General features: G+C 70.5%; 15 protein-coding genes and 1 pseudogene. 12 read left to right on the top strand and 4 right to left on the bottom strand.

Going from position 1 to position 20,536, the window contains the following annotated elements; translation table 11 throughout:
- Positions 1-164 precede the first annotated feature (164 nt).
- On the top strand, positions 165-2,669 hold the full coding sequence (locus EDD92_RS39630; RefSeq protein WP_185124271.1) for a ThuA domain-containing protein: 2,505 nt from the start codon (positions 165-167) through the stop codon (positions 2,667-2,669).
- Positions 2,666-4,855, top strand: a complete 2,190-nt coding sequence (locus EDD92_RS39625) for an OmpL47-type beta-barrel domain-containing protein (protein WP_123968752.1) — start codon at positions 2,666-2,668, stop codon at positions 4,853-4,855. Before EDD92_RS39630 ends, EDD92_RS39625 begins: the two co-directional genes overlap by 4 nt.
- On the opposite strand, the gene ligD is transcribed toward EDD92_RS39625, so the two are convergent.
- Entirely contained in the window at positions 4,842-5,891 is a 1,050-nt protein-coding gene (gene ligD / locus EDD92_RS39620) for a non-homologous end-joining DNA ligase (RefSeq protein ID WP_123968751.1), read from the bottom strand. The two genes, EDD92_RS39625 and ligD, sit on opposite strands and share 14 nt — an antisense overlap.
- Positions 5,892-5,965: 74 nt before the next feature.
- Between ligD and EDD92_RS39615 the strand changes: the two genes are divergently transcribed.
- Entirely contained in the window at positions 5,966-7,036 is a 1,071-nt protein-coding gene (locus tag EDD92_RS39615) for an ATP-dependent DNA ligase (RefSeq protein ID WP_123968750.1), read from the top strand.
- 96 nt (positions 7,037-7,132) lie between these two features.
- Here the strand turns inward: EDD92_RS39615 and EDD92_RS39610 are convergent, their stop codons facing one another.
- Positions 7,133-8,323, bottom strand: coding sequence for a zinc-dependent alcohol dehydrogenase (locus tag EDD92_RS39610; protein WP_123968749.1), 1,191 nt, complete (start codon positions 8,321-8,323; stop codon positions 7,133-7,135).
- A 277-nt stretch (positions 8,324-8,600) separates the two neighbouring features.
- Here EDD92_RS39610 and EDD92_RS39605 point away from each other — a divergent pair, with 277 nt between their 5' ends.
- On the top strand, positions 8,601-9,548 hold the full coding sequence (locus EDD92_RS39605; protein ID WP_260327371.1) for a DUF3048 domain-containing protein: 948 nt from the start codon (positions 8,601-8,603) through the stop codon (positions 9,546-9,548).
- Positions 9,549-9,559: 11 nt separating this feature from the next.
- Here EDD92_RS39605 and EDD92_RS39600 read toward each other — a convergent pair whose 3' ends face one another.
- Positions 9,560-10,024 (bottom strand): MarR family winged helix-turn-helix transcriptional regulator, encoded by a 465-nt coding sequence (locus tag EDD92_RS39600; protein WP_123968747.1) that lies wholly within the window; start codon positions 10,022-10,024, stop codon positions 9,560-9,562.
- A gap of 211 nt (positions 10,025-10,235) precedes the next feature.
- Here EDD92_RS39600 and EDD92_RS39595 point away from each other — a divergent pair, with 211 nt between their 5' ends.
- From EDD92_RS39595 to EDD92_RS39560, 8 genes are all read left to right on the top strand, one after another.
- Complete coding sequence (locus EDD92_RS39595; protein ID WP_099932669.1) at positions 10,236-10,991, top strand: CoA transferase subunit A; 756 nt, start codon at positions 10,236-10,238, stop codon at positions 10,989-10,991.
- Positions 10,991-11,635: a CoA transferase subunit B gene (locus EDD92_RS39590; protein WP_123968746.1), complete on the top strand. Its 645-nt coding sequence runs from the start codon at positions 10,991-10,993 to the stop codon at positions 11,633-11,635. Before EDD92_RS39595 ends, EDD92_RS39590 begins: the two co-directional genes overlap by 1 nt.
- Complete coding sequence (locus tag EDD92_RS39585; RefSeq protein ID WP_123968745.1) at positions 11,632-12,834, top strand: thiolase family protein; 1,203 nt, start codon at positions 11,632-11,634, stop codon at positions 12,832-12,834. The genes EDD92_RS39590 and EDD92_RS39585 overlap by 4 nt, the downstream gene beginning before the upstream one ends.
- Positions 12,835-12,879: 45 nt before the next feature.
- Positions 12,880-13,653: a protocatechuate 3,4-dioxygenase subunit beta gene (pcaH, locus tag EDD92_RS39580; protein WP_123968744.1), complete on the top strand. Its 774-nt coding sequence runs from the start codon at positions 12,880-12,882 to the stop codon at positions 13,651-13,653.
- Between the two features lie 6 nt (positions 13,654-13,659).
- A complete protein-coding gene (gene pcaG / locus EDD92_RS39575) occupies positions 13,660-14,265 on the top strand; it encodes a protocatechuate 3,4-dioxygenase subunit alpha (protein WP_123968743.1) in 606 nt (201 codons plus the stop codon).
- On the top strand, positions 14,262-15,599 hold the full coding sequence (gene pcaB / locus EDD92_RS39570; RefSeq protein ID WP_123968742.1) for a 3-carboxy-cis,cis-muconate cycloisomerase: 1,338 nt from the start codon (positions 14,262-14,264) through the stop codon (positions 15,597-15,599). The genes pcaG and pcaB overlap by 4 nt, the downstream gene beginning before the upstream one ends.
- On the top strand, positions 15,596-16,717 hold the full coding sequence (pcaD, locus tag EDD92_RS39565) for a 3-oxoadipate enol-lactonase (protein ID WP_123968741.1): 1,122 nt from the start codon (positions 15,596-15,598) through the stop codon (positions 16,715-16,717). The genes pcaB and pcaD overlap by 4 nt, the downstream gene beginning before the upstream one ends.
- A 70-nt stretch (positions 16,718-16,787) precedes the next feature.
- Positions 16,788-17,579 carry an SDR family NAD(P)-dependent oxidoreductase gene (locus tag EDD92_RS39560; RefSeq protein ID WP_123968740.1) on the top strand — a complete coding sequence of 264 codons (792 nt, stop codon included), beginning with the start codon at positions 16,788-16,790 and terminating at the stop codon, positions 17,577-17,579.
- A 103-nt stretch (positions 17,580-17,682) separates the two neighbouring features.
- On the opposite strand, the pseudogene EDD92_RS39555 reads toward EDD92_RS39560, so the two are convergent.
- Positions 17,683-20,369 (bottom strand): annotated as a pseudogene (locus tag EDD92_RS39555) (ATP-binding protein).
- Positions 20,370-20,536 lie beyond the last annotated feature (167 nt).

The following is a 20,536-nucleotide window of genomic DNA, read 5'->3' as shown; positions in this document are numbered from 1 at the left end:
ATTTGCGGAGACGTACCTGTGATGAACCTGTGAGACGGTACCGGCCGTCGAGCCGTTTATCCACACCCAGGACAAAGTTCGTGCGATTGCGGTCATAGGTATTGGCGAGTGATGCAAAGGGGTCTAGCTTCCTTGGCGTTGTTGCTGTGACCAAGGAGGTGCCCATGCACTTACGAGGGTTGAGCACAGATGGCAGAAGAACCACGGCCGGCGCGAGGAGACGGGTCTGGGCGGCCACCGTCACGGCGGGGGTGCTCGGCGCCGGACTGCTCTCGGGCACAGTGGCCAACGCCCGCCCGGCCCCCGAGCCGCCCCTGACAACGATGTCCGTCAAGTCGCCGCCGGGCGGCGCGAATGTACGGGTGCTGATTTTCTACGGTTCCGCGGCCGCCGGGGACGAGTCGCCGGTCGTGAACGCCGGTATCGAGGCGATCGAGAAGATCGGTCTGTCGGGGCCGGCGGACCAGCGCTTCAAGGTCGAGGCGACGGACGACGCCTCGGTCTTCACCGACGGGACCAGGCTGGGCCGTTACAACGCGATCGCGTTCCTGACCGGCGGCGGCGACGTCCTCGACCCCGAGCAGGAGGCGGGGCTCGAGGCCTATATGGAGGCGGGCGGCGGGTTCCTCGGCGTCCACGACGCGGCGCGCGCGGAGCCGTACTCGGACTGGTTCACCGGTCTGATCGGCGCCCGGCCCGCCGCATCGAGCCCAACGGACGTACAGCGCGCGGTGGTTGAGGTGGGCGACCGGCAGCATCCGGCGGCCAAGGGCCTGCCCTTGCAGTGGAAGCGACCCGACCAGTGGTTCAACTGGGCGAAGAACCCGTCCGGTGACGTGCACACCGTGGCGCGGGTGCGCGAGTCGACATACAAGCCGGGTGCGAGCGCCAACGGCTGGGACCATCCGGTCAGTTGGTGCCGCGACTACGACGGCGGACGCTCCTTCTACACGGGCATGGGCGGCACGGTGTCGTCGTACGACGAGACGGACTTCCGTGACCATCTGCGCGGCGCGCTGCTGTGGACCACGCGGCTGGTGCAGGCCGACTGCAAGGCGACGATCAACGCCAACTACAAGGCGGAGCGGCTGACCCAGCCCAACCAGCCCGGGCAGAACGACCAGATCGGCGAGCCGCACGGCCTGGTGGCGGCACCCGACGGACGGGTGCTCTACATCGGCCGCGGCGGCGCGGACTCCTCTCAGCCAGTGATCACCGACTGGAACAACCCGGACGTCGGCAAGGGCAAGGGTCAGATCCACGTCTATGACCCGAAGACCAAGAAAGTCACGTTCGCAGGCGAGTTGACGGTCTTCGGCAACAAGGGCGGCGGTGACGAACTCACCAAGGTCGAAGAGGGCCTGCTCGGCATCGAGCTCGACCCGCACTTCGAGCAGAACGGCTGGGTGTACCTGCACTACACACCCCACTCGCAGCTCAACCGCGACACCCAGACGGCCGAGCGGCGCGTCTCCCGCTTCACGCTCGACCTCGCCACGAACAAGCTGGACCTGGGCAGTGAGAAGGTGCTGCTCAAGTGGCCGGTGCAGGTGCACAGTTGCTGTCACGCGGGCGGCGGGATGACCTGGGACTCCAAGGGCAACCTGTACATCGCGACCGGCGACAACAACTCCAGCGGGTTCAGCGGCGGTTACTCCGGCAACAACCCGCAGCCCAGCTACAAGGGCGTCTCCTTCGCCGACGCGCGCCGCACCGCCGGCAACACCAACAACCTCAACGGAAAGATCCTGCGCATCCACCCGGAGCCCGACGGGACGTACACCCTCCCCGAGGGCAACCTCTTCACGGGCAGGGAGACCGACGAGGGCGGCGGCAAGACGCGAGGCGAGATCTATGTGATGGGCGTCAGGAACCCCGCCCGGATCTTCGTCGACAAGAAGACCGACATCCTCTACGCGGGCTGGGTCGGCCCGGACGCGAGCGCGCCGTCGACGACCTGGGGACCGGCCAAGTACGACACGTTCGCCGCCATCACCAGGGCGGGCAACCGGGGCTGGCCGTACTGCATGGGCAACAAGCAGCCCTACCGGGACCGCAATCTGCCGGACCCGTCCAAGCCGCTGGGCTGGTACGACTGCGACCACCCGAAGAACGAGTCGCCGAACAACGACGGCCTGGTCAACCTCCCGCCGGTCACCGGCAACAACATCTGGTACTCGCCCCAGGGCGGCGCCCCCGACTACCCGCGCGACGCGGACGGCATCCCCTCCTACAGGCAGGAGGAGGCCACCTATCTGCTGCCGTGGCTCAAGGGCGGCGGCCAGGCGGCCATGAACGGGCCGGTCTACCGCTACGACGCGGCGAGCACCAGCGCGACCAAGTGGCCCGCGTACTGGGACGGCAAGTGGTTCGTCGGCGACTTCTACGACGCCGACCAGCCGCGCAACGCGGTCCTCACCGATCCGAAGACGCAAGGGGACGGCGGTCTGCCGGTGCACTCGGAGTCGCTGAAGAAGATCGTGCCGGTCGGCAACGACGGCATCAAGAACCTCATGGACTGGAAGTTCGGTCCGGACGGAGCGCTCTACGTCCTCGACTACGGGCGCGGTTTCTTCACCTCGGACGCCAAGTCGGCGCTGTGGCGGATCACTTACACGGGCGGCGGGCCGACCCCGGCCGCCGCCCAATTGGCGAGGGGAGGCCAATGATGCGGCAACGAAGAATCCTGACGGCCCTGTTGGCCGCCCTGCTGATGCTGCTGGGGCTGCAGACGACCTCGACCGCACAGCCCGAACAGGCCGCCGCCGCCCAGGTGCTCACCTGGACCGCGGGCGACGACATCACCAAGTACGCGTCCGCGCCCACGACGGCGTTGGCCGGTACGACGACGATCGTCTTCGAGAACAGCGCGGTGACCGGCAACACCATGGGAATGCCACACACGTTGACGTTCGAGACCTCGGATCCCGAGTACAACAACGACGTCCAGCTCAACATCCTCGCCAACCCGAACGACGACCAGGGCGGCCGCCACACCGCCGAGGTCACACTCACTCCGGGCCGCTACTTCTACCACTGCACGATCCCCGGGCACGGACAGATGCAGGGCATCCTGGTGGTCACCGAGGGCAGCGGCGAGGACACCACCGCGCCCCAGACCTCGGCGGCGGTGAGCGGTACGCAGAACGCGCAGGGCCAGTACGTCGGTTCGGCGAGTGTGGCGATCACGGCGAGCGACGCGGGCGGTTCCGGCGTCGACCGCGTCGAGTACGCGAGCGGCGAGGGCGGGGCCTGGCAGCCGTACACCACCCCGGTCGTCGTCGACCAGGTCGGCACTCACAAGGTGCGCTACCGGGCCACCGACAAGGCGGGCAACGTATCGGCCGAGAAGAGCGTCGAGTTCACGGTCGTGGCCCCGCCGTCGGACGACACGACCGCGCCGGACACCTCGGCGACGGTCAGCGGGGAGAAGAACCCCGAGGGGAACTACGTCGACATGGCCACGGTCACCGTTTCCGCGTCCGACACCGGGTCCGGCGTCAACACGATCGAGTACGCGGTCGACTCCGGTTCCTGGCAGCCGTACACCGCGCCCGTGATGGTGCATCAGCTCGGCACGCACACCGTGCGCTACCGGGCCACCGACAAGGCGGGCAACGTATCGGCCGAGAAGAGCGTGGAGTTCACGGTCGTGTCGCCTCCCGCGCAGGACACCACTGCGCCGGTGACGGGTGTGCAGGTCGAGGGGACAAAGAACTCCGACGGGGCCTACGTGGGAACCGCCAAGGTGACCGTGACGGCCGTCGACGAAGGCGGGTCGGGTGTCGACCGGATCGAGTACTCGCTCGACGGCGGACCGTATCTGGCCTACATCGCTCCGGTGCTGGTCGGCCGTGCGGGCGCCCACACCGTGGTGTACCGGGCGACCGACAAGGCCGGCAACACCGCCGTGGCCCGTACGGTGAGCTTCACCGTGGTGTCGAGTCCGGTGCCCCCTCCCAACTGCCCCGAGTACGACGAGCGTCTGACGGTCATCGTCGGAACGGTCGACTCAGGTGTGCCGAACCGGGTCACCAACAACCGTTGCCGTATCAACGAGTTGATCGAGGACGAGAAGGAGTGGACGTCCCACGCGCTGTTCCTCAAGCACGTGAAGACGGTCCTGGACCGACTCGTCAAGGAAGGGGCCGTCGACCAGCGCGAGTGCAACGCCATCCAGAAGGCCGCACGGCAGTCCGGGATCGGCAGGCCCGGTCAGACCGACGGCTACCGGACGATCTTCGACGGGACGGCAGACTCTCTCGCCAAGTGGGAGCAGGTGGGCGGCGGTTCGTTCGGGCTGAACGTCGACGGTTCGATCACCAGCGGCACCACCAAGGACGGTCTGGGCATGCTGTGGTTCCCGCAGCGCAAGTACGGCGACTTCTCGCTGAAGCTGCAGTGGCGTGACGACGCCCCGGGCACCGGCAACGCCAACTCGGGCGTGTTCGTGCGCTTCCCATGGGTCCACGACCATCCGGAGGAGTCACGGCCGGAGTGGGTCGCCATCAAGTACGGGCACGAGGTCCAGGTGCTCGACCGGCCCGACGGCGACATGTACAAGACGGGCTCGATCTACGGCTTCGACCGGGTCGGGCTGGCCGGCGCCGGAGTCACCCAGAAGGGCACCTGGAACGACTACGAGATCCGCGTGGTCGACCAGCACTACTCGGTCTACCGCAACGGCGTGCTGATCAACGAGTTCGACAACACCGGCGGCCAGGTCTTCTCCCCGCCGCGCTCGGACGACCCGGGCACGGACGGCCGGCGGTTCGCCTCCGGCTACATCGGGCTGCAGGTGCACAGCACGACGGATGTCATTTCCTACCGGGACATCCGGATCAAGGAGTTGTAGGACCCGACGGAGGCGCCTGGGTCTCAGGCGCCTTCTTCGCCCTGCTCGGCTGCACCCGCTTCGGCTCGCCCGGCATCTTCGGGTACTCCGGCGGATACGGCAGGTCGCCCAGCCCGTGGTCGTGCTCGTCGCGGCGGGCGAGTTCGAGCAGGGCCTCCAGGGAGAAGCGCCGGTCGTCCATGTCCGCGTGCACATCGCCGAGTTCGGCGAAGCGCGCGGACATGGTCGCGATGTCGAAGTCCCGGGGGTGGGCAACCCCGACCTCCTCCCAGGTCAGGGGCGCCGAGACCGGGGCGTGCGGGCGGGGCCGTACGGAGTAGGCGGAGGCGATGGTGCGGTCGCGGGCCGTCTGGTTGTAGTCGACGAAGATGCGCTCGCCGCGCTCCTCCTTCCACCACTTGATGGTGACGTGGTCGGGCATGCGCCGCTCCAGCTCCCTGCCCACCGCGATGGCCGCGCGCCGGACCTGGGTGAAGGTCCAGCGGGGCTCGATCGGCACGAAGACATGCAGGCCACGCCCGCCGGAGGTCTTGGGGAAGCCGCGCAGGCCGCCGAACTCGTCGAGGACGGATCGCAGTTCGTGGGCGGCGCGGACGGCGTCGTCGTAGTCGGTGCCGGGCTGCGGGTCGAGGTCGATGCGCAGTTCGTCGGGGCGGTCGACGTCGTCGCGGCGCACCGGCCAGGGGTGGAAGGTGAGCGTGCCGTACTGGGCGGCCCACAGGACGGCGGCCTCCTCGGTGGGGCACATCTCGTCGGCGCTGCGGCCGCTGGGGAAGGTGATGTGGGCGGTCGGGATCCAGTCGGGCATGTTCTTGGGCGCCCGCTTCTGGAAGAAGTTCTCGCCGGTCACCCCCTCCGGGTAGCGCTCCAGGGTGGTGGGCCGGTCGCGCAGGGCGCGCAGGATGCCGGGGCCGACCGCGATGTAGTACCGGGCGAGGTCCAGCTTGGTGAAACCGCGCTCCGGGAAGAAGATCTTGTCCGGGCTGGAGAGGCGGACGGTACGGCCGCCCGCTTCCAGTTCCACCGCTTCACCCATGCGGCCACGGTAGGCGCACCCGGTAAACCTCGCATACCGGGCGGCAAGCGGCGTATGCGAGCAGAATCGGAACCATGGATCTGCCGGTGATGCCGCCCGTGAAGCCGATGCTCGCCAAGTCGGTGGCGAAGATTCCGCCGGACATGCACTACGAGGCGAAGTGGGACGGCTTCCGGGCGATCGTGTTCCGCGACGGGGCCGAGGTCGAGCTCGGCAGTCGCACCGGTAAGCCGCTGACCAGGTACTTTCCCGAGGTCGTGGTGGCGCTGAAGGAGCGGGTGCCCGAGCGGTGCGTGCTGGACGGCGAGATCGTCATCGCCCGGGAGGGACGGCTCGACTTCGACGCGCTCACCGAGCGTATCCACCCGGCGGACTCCCGGGTGCGGATGCTCGCGGAGAAGACCCCGGCGTCGTTCGTGGCCTTCGACCTGCTTGCCCTGGCCGACGAGTCGCTGCTGGACGTGCAGCTGACCGACCGGCGGGCGCTGCTGGAGCGGGCGCTGGCCGAGGTGACCGCGCCGGTCCACCTCGCGCCGGCCACGACCGACATCGACGTGGCGCAGAGCTGGTTCGAGCAGTACGAGGGGGCCGGCCTGGACGGCGTCATCGCCAAGCCGCTCACCGGGCGCTACCTCCAGGACGAGCGCGCCATGTACAAGATCAAGCACGAGCGCACGGCGGATGTCGTCGTCGCGGGTTACCGCTTCCACAAGAGCGGCCCGATCGTGGGCTCACTGCTGCTCGGCCTCTACGACGACCGGGGCGCCCTGCAGCACGTGGGCGTGTCGGCGGCGTTCCCGATGAAGCGGCGCGCGGAGCTGGTCGAGGAGCTGGAGCCCTTGCGGATGAAGGACGCCGAGGGGCATCCCTGGGCGGCCTGGTCCGACGAAGCGGCGCACGAGACGGCCCGGCTCCCCGGCGCGCCCAGCCGCTGGTCGGGCAAGAAGGACCTGTCCTGGGTGCCGCTGAGACCGGAGCGGGTGGCCGAGGTGGCGTACGACCACATGGAGAACGGGGCACGGTTCCGGCACACCGCCCGCTTCCGCCGCTGGCGCCCGGACCGCACCCCGGAGAGCTGCACCTACGCGCAGCTGGAGGAGCCGGTGCGGTACGACCTGGCGGAGGTCTTCGGGGCTGGGGCTTGACCGGCGGTGCCGCGGCTGCGCTGGGGGCTCCGCCCCCAGACCCCCGTTCGGCCTGAACGGCCTCGTCCTCAAGCGCCGGACGGGCTGAATTGCTCCCTACGGCGTCATCAGCACCTTGACTGCGCCATCCTGCTTGCGCTGGAACATCTCGTACGCGTGCGGCGCGTCGGTGAGCGGCAGCCGGTGGGTGGCGAAGTCGTCGACGCCGAGGGGGTCCTCGTCCGTCAGATACGGGAGGATCTCGTCGGTCCAGTGGCGCACGTTGGCCTGGCCCATGCGGATCTGGATCTGCTTGTCGAACATGGTGAGCAGGGGCATCGGATCGGCCGTGCCGCCGTAGACGCCGACGAGGGAGAGCGTGCCGCCGCGGCGGACCAGTTCGATGGCGGTGTGCAGGGCGGCGAGGCGGTCGATGCTGAAGCGTTCGGCGAGCGGCCCGGCGAGCTTGCGGGGCAGCAGGGCCGAGGCCTGCTGGGCCAGCCGTGCGGCCGCGCTGCCGTGGGCCTCGGTGCCGACCGCGTCGATCACGGCGTCGGGGCCGCGGCCATCAGTCTCGTCACGGATCGCCTGGACCAGCTCCTTCTCGCTGTCGAAGCTCCGCAGGTCGTATGTCTCCACGCCCCGCGCCTTCGCCCGGCGCAGCCGCTCGCTCACCAGGTCCACCCCGAACACCCGCCCGGCACCGCGCACCTGAGCGACACGGCAGGCCATGTCACCGATCGGCCCGAGGCCGAGCACGGCGACGCTGCCGCCCTCCGGGATTCCCGCGTACTCGACCGCCTGCCAGGCGGTGGGCAGGACGTCGGAGAGATAGACGAAACGGTCGTCGGGCGGACCCTCCGGGACCTTGATCGGCCCGTACTGCGCCTGCGGCACCCGCAGGTACTCGGCCTGTGCGCCCGGCACCGCGCCGTACAGGCGGGTGTAGCCGAAGAGAGCGGCGCCCATGCCCTCGCCGGTCACCTGTGTGGTCTCGCACTGGGTCGGCAGCCCGGTCAGACACATCCAGCAGTTGCCGCAGGCGATCTGGAACGGCACCACGACCCGGTCGCCCACCGCGAGGTCCGGCACGCCGGCCCCGACCTCCTCGACGATGCCCATCGGTTCGTGTCCGAGGATGTCGCCCGGTGTCATGAACGGCGTGAGCACCTCGTACAGATGCAGATCGGAGCCGCACAGCCCCGTCGAGGTGATGCGGATGACGGCGTCGGTCGGCTCCTCGATCCTGGGATCGGGCATCTCCTCCACCCGTACGTCCCGCTTCCCCTGCCAGGTCACAGCCTTCATCGCGTGGCGCTCCCTCCATCGCATCGGTGTATCTGCCCCTGCGGTGCCGCCCGGGTACCCGCCCCGCCGCTTCCCGAAGCGGGATCAGGAGCAAGGCCGGAAGCAGGCCCCCGGGCCCGCAGCCGGACCAGGGCCAGGGCCAATGGGTGTATCGAACGCGCGCAATCAGAACCAAGCGGGTATGGCCATCAATGAACGTATAAGCGCACAATCATTGACACGGGATGTGGTGGCCACGGTGAGCACGGGACGGTTGGCGCGTCCGCGACGCGCCTCGATGACAGTGGCGCTGCTGGCCGCCACGGCGACGGCCGCGCTGGCGGCGGGCTGCACGGATCAGCACGGCCCGGCGCAGGACGGACGCGGCCGGACGCAGGCGCCCAGGCAGCCCGAGCAGATCGTCAGCGGCACCCCCGTACTCGCAGTGAAGATCGACAACTCCCCCGCGGCCCGGCCCCAGACGGGACTCGACTCGGCGGACGTCGTGTACGCGGAACAGGTCGAGGGCGGGCTGAGCCGTCTGATGGCGGTGTACGCGAGCACGCTGCCGAGAGCCGTCGGGCCGGTGCGCAGCGCCCGCGAGTCGGATCTGGAGCTGCTGCGCCAGTTCCACAATCCGACGCTCGCCTTCTCCGGGGCGCAGCACAAGCTGCTGCCGCTGATCAACAGTGCCCCGCTGCAGGCGGAGCCGCCCGAAAAGGCGTCCGGCGCCTACTTCCGCGGCACCGGCAGACCAGCACCGCACAACCTCTTCCTGCGCCCCGCCCGACTGATGCCGTCGCCACCGGGCACGAAGGCGCTGACCACCGGTTTCCGCTACGGCGCCGCACCGGCCGGCGGCAGACCCGAGAACACACGCACCATCCGCTTCCCCGCCGCCGGCTTCACCTTCACCTGGTCCGCGGGCCTGCACCGCTATCTGGTCGCGATGGACGGCAGCCCCACCATGACGGCCGACGGAAAGCGGGTGGCGCCGGCCACGGTCGTCGTGCAGTACGTGCAGGTGCGCCAGTCCGCCTTCCACGACCGCCTCGGAAACAACACGCCGTACACCGAGACGGTCGGCTCCGGGAAGGCGCAGCTCCTGCGCGACGGACGGGTCTACGACGTCAACTGGCAGCGCAGGAAAGCCACCGACGGCACGCAGTTCACGACGAAGGACGGCAGGCCGGTGAACTTCGCGAAGGGTCAGGTGTGGGTGCTACTGACGAAGGCACCGCGATAGGTCCGGCGCGCTCAGCCCTGCGCCACGAGGGGTTCCGCCGGGTTGCGGAGCCCCTCGGCCGCATCGGCGACCCGCCGGATGAGATCGAAGAACACCGACTGCTCCTCGGCGGACAGCGGGGCCAGGAAGACCTGGTTCATCCGGGCCGTGCGCACGGTCAGCTTGCGGTGGGTGCGCACACCGTCGTCGGTGAGACGCAGCAGGAAACGACGGCCGTCCTGCGGATCACGCACCTTGTCGAGCAGCCCACGACGCCCGAGCCTGCTGATCACCTCGGCGATCGTCGACCGGTCAAGACCCACCCGCTCCCCCACCGTGCGCTGGTCCAGGCCCGGCTCGGCGACGAGCGTGTTGAGGACCGCGAACTGCGGCGAGGTGATCTCCTCCGAGACCATCGTGTTCCACAGCAGGTAGTGGGCCTGCTGCAGCCGCCGGGCCAGGTGCCCGGGATGGGTGGTGAGGTCCACCGCGGCCATGCGTGCTCCCGAGGTCGAATTCGTTTGTGCACTGAACGATACCTGTCGGCCAGTCGACTGTCTGTACAGCTGCACGCCGCTACTGACCTTGCTGTTCTTCGGGGTCTTGACGTCCAGCGGCTCGGGTGGCAGCGTGAAGGAAACTTCACTGAAATACTCAGTGCCCTGATTAATTCGTGACCGGGCGCTCGGACGGGATGGGGCTTCACGGATGGACAAGGTGGTCGCCACAGCCGCTGAGGCGGTGGCGGATGTGCCGGAGGGTGCGTCGCTGGCGGTGGGCGGGTTCGGCCTGAGCGGTGTGCCGAACGTGCTGATCGGGGCGTTGTACGAGCGGGGCGTGTCCGGGCTGAGCGTGGTCTCCAACAACTGCGGGGCGATGGAGACGGGGCTTGCGGTTCTGCTGGCGGCCGGGCGGATCGCGCGGGTGACCGGCTCCTACATCGGGGCGAACAAGGAGTTCGCGCGGCAGTATCTGGCCGGGGAACTCGAGGTGGAGCTCATCCCGCAGGGCACGCTGGCGGAGCGGCTGCGGGCGGGCGGGGCCGGGATCCCGGCCTTCTACACCCCGGCCGGGGTGGGCACGCAGGTCGCCGACGGCGGGCTGCCCTGGCGCTACGACGGCCAGGGCGGGGTCGCGCTGGCGTCGCCGCCGAAGGAGGTGCGGGAGTTCGACGGCACCGAGTATGTGCTGGAGCGGGGCATCCGGACCGACTTCGCGCTGGTGCGGGCGGCGAAGGGCGACCGGCACGGGAACCTGGTGTTCAACAAGTCCACCCGCAACTTCAACCCCCTCGCCGCGATGGCCGGGCGGGTGACGATCGCCGAGGTGGAGGAGCTGGTGGAGCCCGGGGAGATCGATCCGGACGCAGTGCATCTGCCGGGGATCTTCGTGCAGCGGGTGGTCGCCCTGACACCGGAGCAGGCCGGCGACAAGAAGATCGAGCAGCGGACGGTGAGCAGCTGATGGCCTGGACACGCGAGCAGATGGCCGCGCGGGCCGCGCGCGAGCTGGAGGACGGGCAGTACGTCAATCTCGGCATCGGGCTGCCGACGCTGATCCCGAACTACCTGCCGGCGGGGGTGGAGGTGGTGCTGGAGTCGGAGAACGGGATCCTCGGCACCGGCCCGTATCCGGCCGAGGACGCCGTCGACCCGGATCTGATCAACGCGGGCAAGGAGACCGTTACCGTTCTGCCGGGTGCCTCCTTCTTCGATTCGGCGCTGTCGTTCTCGATGATCCGCGGCGGGCACATCGATGTCGCGGTGCTGGGCGCGATGCAGGTCTCCGCTCGTGGTGACCTGGCGAACTGGGCCATCCCCGGGAAGCTGATCACCGGGATCGGCGGGGCGATGGACCTGGTGCACGGCGCGCGCACGGTGATCGTGGTGATGACGCACACCGCCAAGGACGGCTCGGCGAAGATCCTCGAGGAGTGTGCGCTGCCGCTGACCGGCAAGTCGTGTGTGAACCGGGTCATCACCGATCTCGGCGTGATCGATGTGACAGCGGACGGACTCGTGTTGACCGAGGTCGCCCCCGGCGTGAGTGTCGATGACGTCATCACCCGGACCGGCGCCAAGCTGACCCTCGCGGAGGACCTGCTGTGAACACGGTTTACATCGTCGACGCGGTGCGCACCCCGATCGGCCGCTACAACGGCGGCCTCGCCTCCGTCCGGCCGGACGACCTTGCCGCCCACGCGATTCGTGAACTCCTCGCCCGGACGCCGCAGTTGGAACCCTCCCGGATCGAGGACGTCTACTTCGGCAACGCGAACGGGGCGGGCGAGGAGAACCGCAACGTCGCCCGCATGGCCGCACTGCTGGCCGGGCTGCCGACCTCCGTGCCGGGGGTGACCGTGAACCGGCTGTGCGCCTCCGGCCTGGAGGCGGTCATCCAGGCCGCCCGCGCCGTCGCGGTCGGCGACGCCCACATCGCCGTGGCCGGCGGCGTGGAGTCGATGACCCGCGCCCCGTACGTGCTCCCCAAGAACGACAAGCCCTTCCCCGCCACCCACACCGAGCTGTACTCCACCACGCTGGGCTGGCGCATGGTCAACCCGCAGATGGACCCGCAGTGGACCATCCCGCTCGGCGAGTCCGCCGAACTGATCGCCGACAAGCACAAGATCAGCCGGGAGCAGCAGGACGAGTTCGCCCTCGCTTCCCACCGCAAGGCCGCCGCAGCCCAGCAACAGGGCCTGTTCGACGCCGAGTTGGCACCCGTCCCGGTCCCGCAGCGCAAGGGCGACCCGGTCGCCTTCGCCGCCGACGAGTGCGTCCGGCCGGACGCCTCCCTCGCCGCGATGGCCAGGCTGAAGCCGTCCTTCCGCAAGGACGAAGGGACGGTCACCGCGGGCAACGCCTCGCCCCTGAACGACGGTGCCGCCGCCCTGCTGCTGGTCGACGAGGAGGGCCTGAAAGCGGTCGGCCGCGAGCCGCTGGCCCGTGTCTCCGCGACCGGCGTCAACGCCGTCGACCCGCACTACTTCGGTCTCGCCCCGGTCGAGGCGGTCAACCGGGCCCTGGCCAAGGCGGGCAGGACCTTCGCCGACCTGTCCGTGCTGGAGCTGAACGAGGCCTTCGCCGCCCAGGTACTGGGCTGCGTCGCCGAATGGCCCGAGTTCGACCCCGCGATCCTCAACCCGCAGGGCGGCGCCATCGCCCTCGGCCACCCGCTCGGCGCCTCCGGTGCCCGGCTCGCCGGCACCGTCGCGCACCAGCTCGCCCGCCGCGGCTCCGGCACCGGCGTCGCCACCCTCTGCATCGGCGTCGGCCAGGGCCTCGCCCTCGTCCTCGAACGTTAAGAACACCCAGGCGTCAAGAACACCCAGGAAGCCCCAGGGACTCCCATGACTCTCACCCAGCAGGACATCGACCAGGAGATCGCGGCCGAGCACGCCGCGTACGAGAAGCGGATCGCCGACGGGGCGCCCGTGGAGCACCAGCCGCGACGCGACTACGCGCCGTACCGCTCGTCCGTCCTGCGGCATCCCAAGCAGCCGCCGATCACCATCGACGTGACGAAGGACCCGGAGCTGGTGGAGCTCTCCTCCCCGGCCTTCGGGGAGCGCGACATCACCGAGATCGACAACGACCTCACCCGGCAGCACACCGGCGAGCCGATCGGTGAGCGCATCACCGTCTCCGGCCGACTGCTCGACCGGGACGGGCGGCCGATCCGCGGTCAGCTCATCGAGATCTGGCAGGCCAACTCGGCCGGCCGCTACGCCCACCAGCGCGAGCAGCACGACGCCCCGCTGGACCCGAACTTCACCGGCGTGGGCCGCACGCTGAGCGACGACGACGGGCACTACCACTTCACCACCGTGCAGCCGGGCCCGTACCCGTGGCGTCAGCACCTCAACGCCTGGCGGCCGGCGCACATCCACTTCTCGCTCTTCGGCACGGCGTTCACGCAGCGGCTCGTGACGCAGATGTACTTCCCGAGCGACCCGCTGTTCCCGTACGACCCGATCATCCAGTCGGTGACCGACGACGCGGCCCGGGAGCGGCTGGTCGCGACGTACGACCACAACCTGTCCGTGCCGGAGTTCTCGATGGGCTACCACTGGGACATCGTGCTCGACGGGCCGAACGCCACCTGGATCGAAGAAGGGCGCTGACCCGCAATGACGAAGATCGACACGAGCCGTCCTGAGACCGTGCTCCCGACCCCGTCGCACACGGTCGGCCCCTTCTACGGCCACGCCCTGCCCTTCCCCGGCGGCGGCGACATCGCCCCGGTCGGCCACCCGGACACCATCACCGTCCAGGGGTACGTCTACGACGGCGAGGGCAGCCCGCTGCCGGACGCCTTCGTCGAGCTGTGGGGCGCCGACCCCGACGGCAACATCCCGCAGGTCGACGGCTCGATCCGGCGCGACCCTGCCAGCGGCGGCTACCTGGGCCGCAACGGCGTGGAGTTCACCGGCTGGGGACGCATCCAGACGGACGCCAACGGCCACTGGTACGCGCGGACGCTGCGGCCCGGCGCGCGCGGGCAGAGCGCGCCGTACATCAGTGTGTGCGTGTTCGCGCGCGGGCTGCTGGTGCACCTGTTCACCCGGATCTACCTGCCGGGTGACGAGGCGGCGCTCGCCGCCGACCCGGTACTGTCCCAGGTGCCGGACGCGCGACGCGGCACGCTGATCGCGAAGGACGACGGCAAGGGCACATACCGTTTCGACATCCGCCTTCAGGGCGAAGGCGAGACGGTCTTCCTGGAGTTCCAGTGACTTCTGTCGGCTTTGACGACACCGGCCTGCTCGCCCCCGGGTGGGCAGGCTCCCCCGCCGCCTCCGCGACCGGCGACGCGGCCTTTCTGCAGGCCCTGCTCGACGCGGAGGCCGCCCTGACCCGGGCCCAGTCCTCGCTCGGCCTCGCGCCGTCCGAGGCGGCGGTCGCGGTGACCGAGGCGGCCGACGCCACCCGCTTCGACGTACGCTCCCTCGCCGAGCGCGCCCGCGCCGGCGGCAACCCGGTCATCCCCCTGGTCGCCGACCTGACGAAGGCGGTGGGCGAGGAGTACGGGCCGTACGTCCACCGGGGCGCGACCAGCCAGGACATCATGGACACGGCGACGATGCTGGTCGCCGTGCGCACCCTGGACCTGGTCCTCGCCGACCTCGGTCGCACCGAACGGGCGCTGGCCCGGCTGGCCGCGGACCACCGTGACACCGCGATGCCGGGACGGACGCTCACCCAGCACGCCGTACCGACGACGTTCGGGCTGAAGGCGGCCGGCTGGCGGTCGCTCGTCCTCGACGCGCGGGACCGGATCAAGGCCGTACGGAACTCACTTCCCGCCCAACTCGGCGGCGCGGCCGGGACGTTGGCCGCCTTCACCGTGTACGGCGCCCGGGACACGCAGGCCCTGACGGCGGCCTACGCCCGCGAACTCGGGCTCCGCGAACCGCTCCTGCCCTGGCACACCCTGCGCACACCGATCGCCGACCTCGCCGGATGCCTGGCCTTCGCGGCCGGGGCGCTGGGCAAGGTCGCCGCGGACGTGCTGGCCCTCGGCCGCACCGAGGTCGCCGAGGTCGCGGAGGGCAGCGGCGGCGGCTCGTCGGCCATGCCGCACAAGGCGAACCCCGTACGGTCCACGCTGATCGCGGCCGCGGCCCGGCGGGCTCCGCAGCTCGCGGCCACGCTGTACGGATCGCTGGCGGCCGAGGACGAGCGTCCGGCCGGGGCCTGGCACGCCGAGTGGGAGCCGCTGCGGGATCTGCTGCGGCTGGTCGGCGGTGCCGCACGGGACGCCGCCGAACTGGCCGAAGGCCTGCGCGTGCACGCGGACGTCATGCGTGAACACCTGGGTCTCACACACGGTTTGATCGTCTCGGAACGACTGTCAGCCGAACTGGCCCCCGTGCTCGGCCGTGCCCGCGCCAAGGCCCTGCTCACCGACCTCGCCAGGCGCACGTACACGGAGGGCCGCCCGTTGGCCGAACTGCTCGCCGCGGAACCGGAGTTGAAGGACGTCATCGACCTCGACGAGCTCACCGATCCCGCCCGTTACACCGGCTCCGCCGGAGTCCTCACCGACCGTGCCCTGGAGCGACGTTGACCGAGAAACTCCTCAACCACCGTACCGAGGGGCCCACTTCCGCTCCCCCGCTGCTGCTCGGGCCCTCGCTCGGGACGTCGTACGCGCTGTGGGACAAGGTGGCACCCGAGCTGTCCGTCACCCACCGGGTCATTCGCTGGGACCTGCCGGGGCACGGCGGGTCGGCACCCGGCCTGATCGGTCACGGCGCGACCGTCGGTGACCTCGCCGATCTGGTGCTGGCACTCGCCGACTCGCTGGGCATTGAGCGGTTCGCGTATGCGGGGGTGTCGCTCGGCGGTGCCGTCGGACTGCATCTGGGCCTGCACCACCCGGAGCGGGTGTCGTCGCTGGCCGTCATCTGTTCGTCGGCACACTTCAACGGCTCCAAGCCATGGGAGGAGCGGGCCGAGCTGGTGCGGCGCGAGGGGCTGGGCTCGCTGGTGGCGAGCGCGGACGCCCGGTGGTTCACGCCCGGGTTCACCGTGCCGGAACTGGTGCGGGACCAGGCAGAGGCCGACCCCGAGGCGTACGCCGCCTGCTGTGACGCGCTGGCCGCCTTCGACCTGCGCGACCGGCTCCCGGAGATCACCGTGCGCACGCTGCTGATCGCCGGGCGCGAGGACAAGGCGACTCCGCCACCGCATCTGCGGGAGATCGCGGACGCCGTGCCCGGCTCCACCCTGGTCGAGCTTCCGCACGCCGCGCATCTGGCGCCCGCACAGTGCCCGGAAGCCGTGCTGACAGCCCTCCGGACCCACCTCGGCGGAGCTGCCGGGCGCGGCATGGAGGTACGGCGGGAAGTACTCGGCGATGCGCACGTGGACCGGGCCCAGGCCCGGCAGACGCCCTTCACCGCCCGCTTCCAGGACTTCATCTCGCGCTACGCCTGGGGCGAGATCTGGACCGACCCGACACTCAGCCGCCGCGAACGCAGCATGATCACACTGACGGCACTGGTCGCACACGGGCACTACGACGAGCTGGCCATGCACGTGCGGGCGGCGCGCCGCAACGGGCTCACCCCCGAGGAGATCGGCGCCGTACTGCTGCAGACGGCCGTGTACTGCGGGGTCCCGGCAGCGAACTCCGCGTTCGCGGCAGCCCAGCGGGTGCTGGCGGAGGAGGACGGTCTCTGAGGGTGACCCTGCTGGTAGTACCTTCAGCAGCACCTCGCACATGCCTCCACCGCGTGCCTACGGTGGAGGCATGTCCACCATCCTGATCACCGGCGCCACCTCCGGCCTCGGCCGCTACGTCGCCTTCGAGCTGGTCCGCTCGGGACACGTCGTCCTCGCACACGGCCGCGATCCGGGCCGTACGGAGCAGCTGGTCGAGGAGCTGCGCGCCGAGGGCGACGCGGAAGGCTTCGTCGCCGACCTCGCCTCGCTGACGCAGGTGCGCGAGCTGGGCGCCCACGTCGCCGACGCCCACCCCGACCTCGATGTCCTGATCAACAACGCGGGCGTGGGAGCGGGCGCGCCCGGCGCCGGGCGTGAGCTGAGCGCCGACGGGCACGAACTGCGGCTCGCCGTGAACTACTTGGCACCGGTCGTACTCAACCGCGCCCTGCTCCCGGTGCTGCGCGCGAACACACCCGCCCGGATCGTCAACGTCGGCTCGGTCGGCCAGGACCCCCTCGACTTCGACGACATCGAGTTCAGGCACCAGTACGACGGCTTCGCCGCCTACCGCCGCGCCAAGTTCGCCCTCGCGGCCCATACGTTCGCCCTGGCCGAGGAGTTGGCAGACACCGGAGTCTCGGTGAACGTCCTGCACCCGGCCACCTTCATGGACACAGCCATGGTCCGCGAGGGCGGAGTCACCCCCTGGAACACGGTCGCAGACGGCGCCCCGGGCGTACTGGCCCTGGCCACTCAGGACGTGGGCACGGGCGGCTACTTCGACGGAACCAGTCGGTCCAGGGCACACGAGGCAACGTACGACCGCGAGATACAGAAACGTCTGTCGACGTTCACTGATCAACTGCTTGCGCTGTAGCGCCCTTCAGGGGCGCGGGGCTTTATCGATATGCGGCTCCGCCGCGTGCGCGATCAAGCACAACCAACCTGCAGCCGCCCTACCACCTTGCGCCCCGAGCTCTTCAGCGCACCCCGCGGCCAACCTCCAGCGCCTCCCGGGCCTGCGCCACCAACCCGTCCGCCCCGCACGAACGAGCCAACGCCAACCCCCGGTTCAGCTCAGTGACGGACCTCGCAGCGATCCCGTACTCGATACGGGCCGCCGCATGCTCGTACTGGCAGGGCGAAGCCTCCAGATACGCCACAGCCTGCGCCAGCAGCCGAACGGCCCGCTGCCCGGTCTCCAGCGCTGCAGCGCACCGCAGAGCCTCCCCGATGGCGGTGTCCGTGCCGAACCGCTCGGCCTGCCGGCGGGTGTCCGCGACGAGCCGAGCCGCACGGGCCGGGTCCTCGGAGGCGAGGGCCCGGGCCAGATCGAGCGCCCAGGGGACGAGCACCGGGTTGTGGTGACCGCGTGCGGCCACGGCCTTCTCGGCCTCCTCCAGTTCGTTGATGCCGTCCTTGGTGCGGCCGACGGCGAGCAGCAGCCGGCCGCGCACGGACCGCGGATCCGGCATCACCATGCCGGAGGTGTAGGGCGGTGCGAAGCCGTACTGCTCGGCGATCGCCCAGGCCTCGTCGACATGGCCACGGGCGAGCAGGACCTCGACGAGGTTGCAGGTGACGCACCAGTACAGGGGCAGTCCGCGGCCGACGGGCTCGGCGAGGCGCAGGGACTCGCGCAGGGAGGCCTCGGCCTCCCGCAGGCGGCCGCGCCTGCGGTGTCCGATGCCGACGTGCGCGTGGGCCAGGGCGAGATGGCCGCCGCTCCAGCCGGCCGACTCGCGTAAGTGCGCAGGGCCTCGTTGTAGAGGCTCTCCGCGCGGTCGAGGCGGTCGGTGTAGGTGTAGGAGTTGCCGAGCATCAGCAGGAGTTCGATGCCCCACTCGGTGTCGGTCCAGCCGAGTCCGGGGGCGAGGCGGCCGTTGACGAGGGCGCGGTCGCACAGTTCGACGACCTCCTCGGCGCTCTCGCCGCGGATCAGGGCGTCGAAGCCGCGCAGCATGAGCAGGGCGCGCTCGGAGTTGTCGCGGCCGGTGCAGGTCGAGGCGAGCTCGGCGAGGCGCTGGGAACGGTCCTGCGAGGTCGTCTCGCCCGCGTAGAGGCTCTCCCACATGTACTGCACGGCCTGCAGCCGCATCTTCGCGGGCCCCTCCGCGTGCCGGGCGGCCTCCGCCTCGACCGTGCGGACGGCCTCCTCCATCTGGTCGTTGTGGAGGAGGGCCTGGGAGAGGCGGAAGACGGCGTCGACGCGCTCGTCGCCGTCGAGGCCGGGCATGCCGAGCGCGGACTGCAGGTGGTCGATGGTGGTGGCGGGCGCGGTGAGGAGGGTGGCGCAGCCGAGTTCGTAGAGCACGCGCGCGTGGACCTCGGGAAGGGGCGGTTCCAGCAGGGCGCGCTCCAGGCAGCGGCGGGCCGCGTCGGGGGCGCCGACGGCGAGGTGTTCGCGGGCTGCCTCACGCAGCTGCTCGACGAGTTCCTCGTCGTCGTCCGGGTGCACCTGGAGGAGGTGCCGGGAGGCCATGGCGGCGCCGCGTCCGGACTCCGTGACGACCTGGGCTGCGATGCCGTGCATGGCGGTGCGCAGGGCGTCCGGGATGGAGTTGTAGACGGCGGTGGCGATCAGCGGGTGCACGAACTCCAGGTCGCCGTCGTCGGCCTGGGCGCTCGCCGGGTCGGGTTCGGTGAGGATGCGGGCGTCCTGCAGCAGTTCGGCGCAGCGCAGTGCCTCGTCGTGGTCCATGGTGGCGAGCTCGGCCACCAGGTCGACGGAGATGCCGGTGCCGAGGATGGCGGCAGCCCAGGCGAAGCGGGTGGCGTCGATGCCGAGTTCCTCGAGGCGGGCTACGAGGCCGCCGCCGCGGGCCGAGCGGTTGAGGGCGCGCAGTTCGGCGGCCGCGGTCTCGGTCGGCTCCAGCTCGCTGTCCTGGACCTTGGCGAGGAGTTCCACGGTCTCGTACGGGTTGCCACCGGTGACGGCCCAGACCTCGCGGCAGAACGGGGCGTCGGCGTGCGCGCCGAGGGTGGCGCGGGTGAGGCCTGCGGTGGCGTCCGGGGTGAGGGCGCTCAGATTGGCGTCGGGATGGCCCGAGGCGGCGGCGATCGCTTCGAGGTGACGGGCACTCTCGCCGCCGACCTCGCCGGGCCGGCGGGCCACGACGACCAGGACGGACAGGTCGTCGAGACGCTCGGCGAACGCGGCGAGCCAGCGCAGCGTCTCCTGGTCGGCCCAGTGCGCGTCGTCGATCAGCAGGACCAGCGGCCAGTCCCGGCGGGCCAGCCGGCGCACCCCGGCGACCAGGCCGTCGCACACGCCCTGCGGGTCGGCCTGGCGCTCGCCCGGTTCCGTCAGGCCGAGGGCGGGGCCTGCGATGTCGTACCAGTCGCCGAGGTATTCGCGGGCCTCCTCCGGCATCAGGGACACCAGCGCGGGCTGCAGCAACTGCCGTACCACGTTGAAGGGAACGGATCGGAGGGTCTCCCCGCCGCGGGTCGACCACACCGTGCAGTTGCGCCGCTCCGCGATGCGGCGGGTCTCGGCCAGCAGAGCGGTCTTGCCGAGCCCCGCCTCGCCCCGGACCACCAGCACGCTGCCCGAGGACGAGCGGTCGGCGCACAGCATGTCGATCGCCTGCTTGACGGCGGCGATCTCCTCGTCGCGCTCCCACAGGGAGGCCGAGGCGGCCTCCATGGGCCGGACCTCCGTCATCCCGCTACCTCCCCAAGTCGCCCGAACGACGTACAGACATCGAGCGTAGCCGTCCGATTGCAGAAGTGGAGGGGGGTCCGGGTAGCTGTTGCCGGGATGGGTGACAGCGGGTGCGGGCAGGCGACGCATGAAGCCTGTCATCTGCCTGTGTGAAGGTAACCGACAGT

The sequence above is a fragment of the Streptomyces sp. TLI_185 genome (assembly GCF_003814765.1).
GTDB lineage: Bacteria > Actinomycetota > Actinomycetes > Streptomycetales > Streptomycetaceae > Streptomyces.
The sequence above is the reverse complement of the archived record's forward strand: the minus strand, read 5'-3'. Positions and strand labels throughout refer to the sequence as shown.

Coding starts and splice junctions, on each gene's coding strand:
- EDD92_RS39625 (WP_123968752.1), top strand. CDS start 2,666: ATGATGCGGCAACGAAGAATCCTGACGGCCCTGTTGGCCGCCCTGCTG.
- EDD92_RS39600 (WP_123968747.1), bottom strand. CDS start 10,024: ATGGCCGCGGTGGACCTCACCACCCATCCCGGGCACCTGGCCCGGCGG.
- pcaH (WP_123968744.1), top strand. CDS start 12,880: ATGACTCTCACCCAGCAGGACATCGACCAGGAGATCGCGGCCGAGCAC.
- EDD92_RS39605 (WP_260327371.1), top strand. CDS start 8,601: ATGACAGTGGCGCTGCTGGCCGCCACGGCGACGGCCGCGCTGGCGGCG.
- EDD92_RS39610 (WP_123968749.1), bottom strand. CDS start 8,323: ATGAAGGCTGTGACCTGGCAGGGGAAGCGGGACGTACGGGTGGAGGAG.
- EDD92_RS39615 (WP_123968750.1), top strand. CDS start 5,966: ATGGATCTGCCGGTGATGCCGCCCGTGAAGCCGATGCTCGCCAAGTCG.
- pcaG (WP_123968743.1), top strand. CDS start 13,660: ATGACGAAGATCGACACGAGCCGTCCTGAGACCGTGCTCCCGACCCCG.
- EDD92_RS39560 (WP_123968740.1), top strand. CDS start 16,788: ATGTCCACCATCCTGATCACCGGCGCCACCTCCGGCCTCGGCCGCTAC.
- ligD (WP_123968751.1), bottom strand. CDS start 5,891: ATGGGTGAAGCGGTGGAACTGGAAGCGGGCGGCCGTACCGTCCGCCTC.
- EDD92_RS39630 (WP_185124271.1), top strand. CDS start 165: ATGCACTTACGAGGGTTGAGCACAGATGGCAGAAGAACCACGGCCGGC.
- EDD92_RS39590 (WP_123968746.1), top strand. CDS start 10,991: ATGGCCTGGACACGCGAGCAGATGGCCGCGCGGGCCGCGCGCGAGCTG.
- EDD92_RS39595 (WP_099932669.1), top strand. CDS start 10,236: ATGGACAAGGTGGTCGCCACAGCCGCTGAGGCGGTGGCGGATGTGCCG.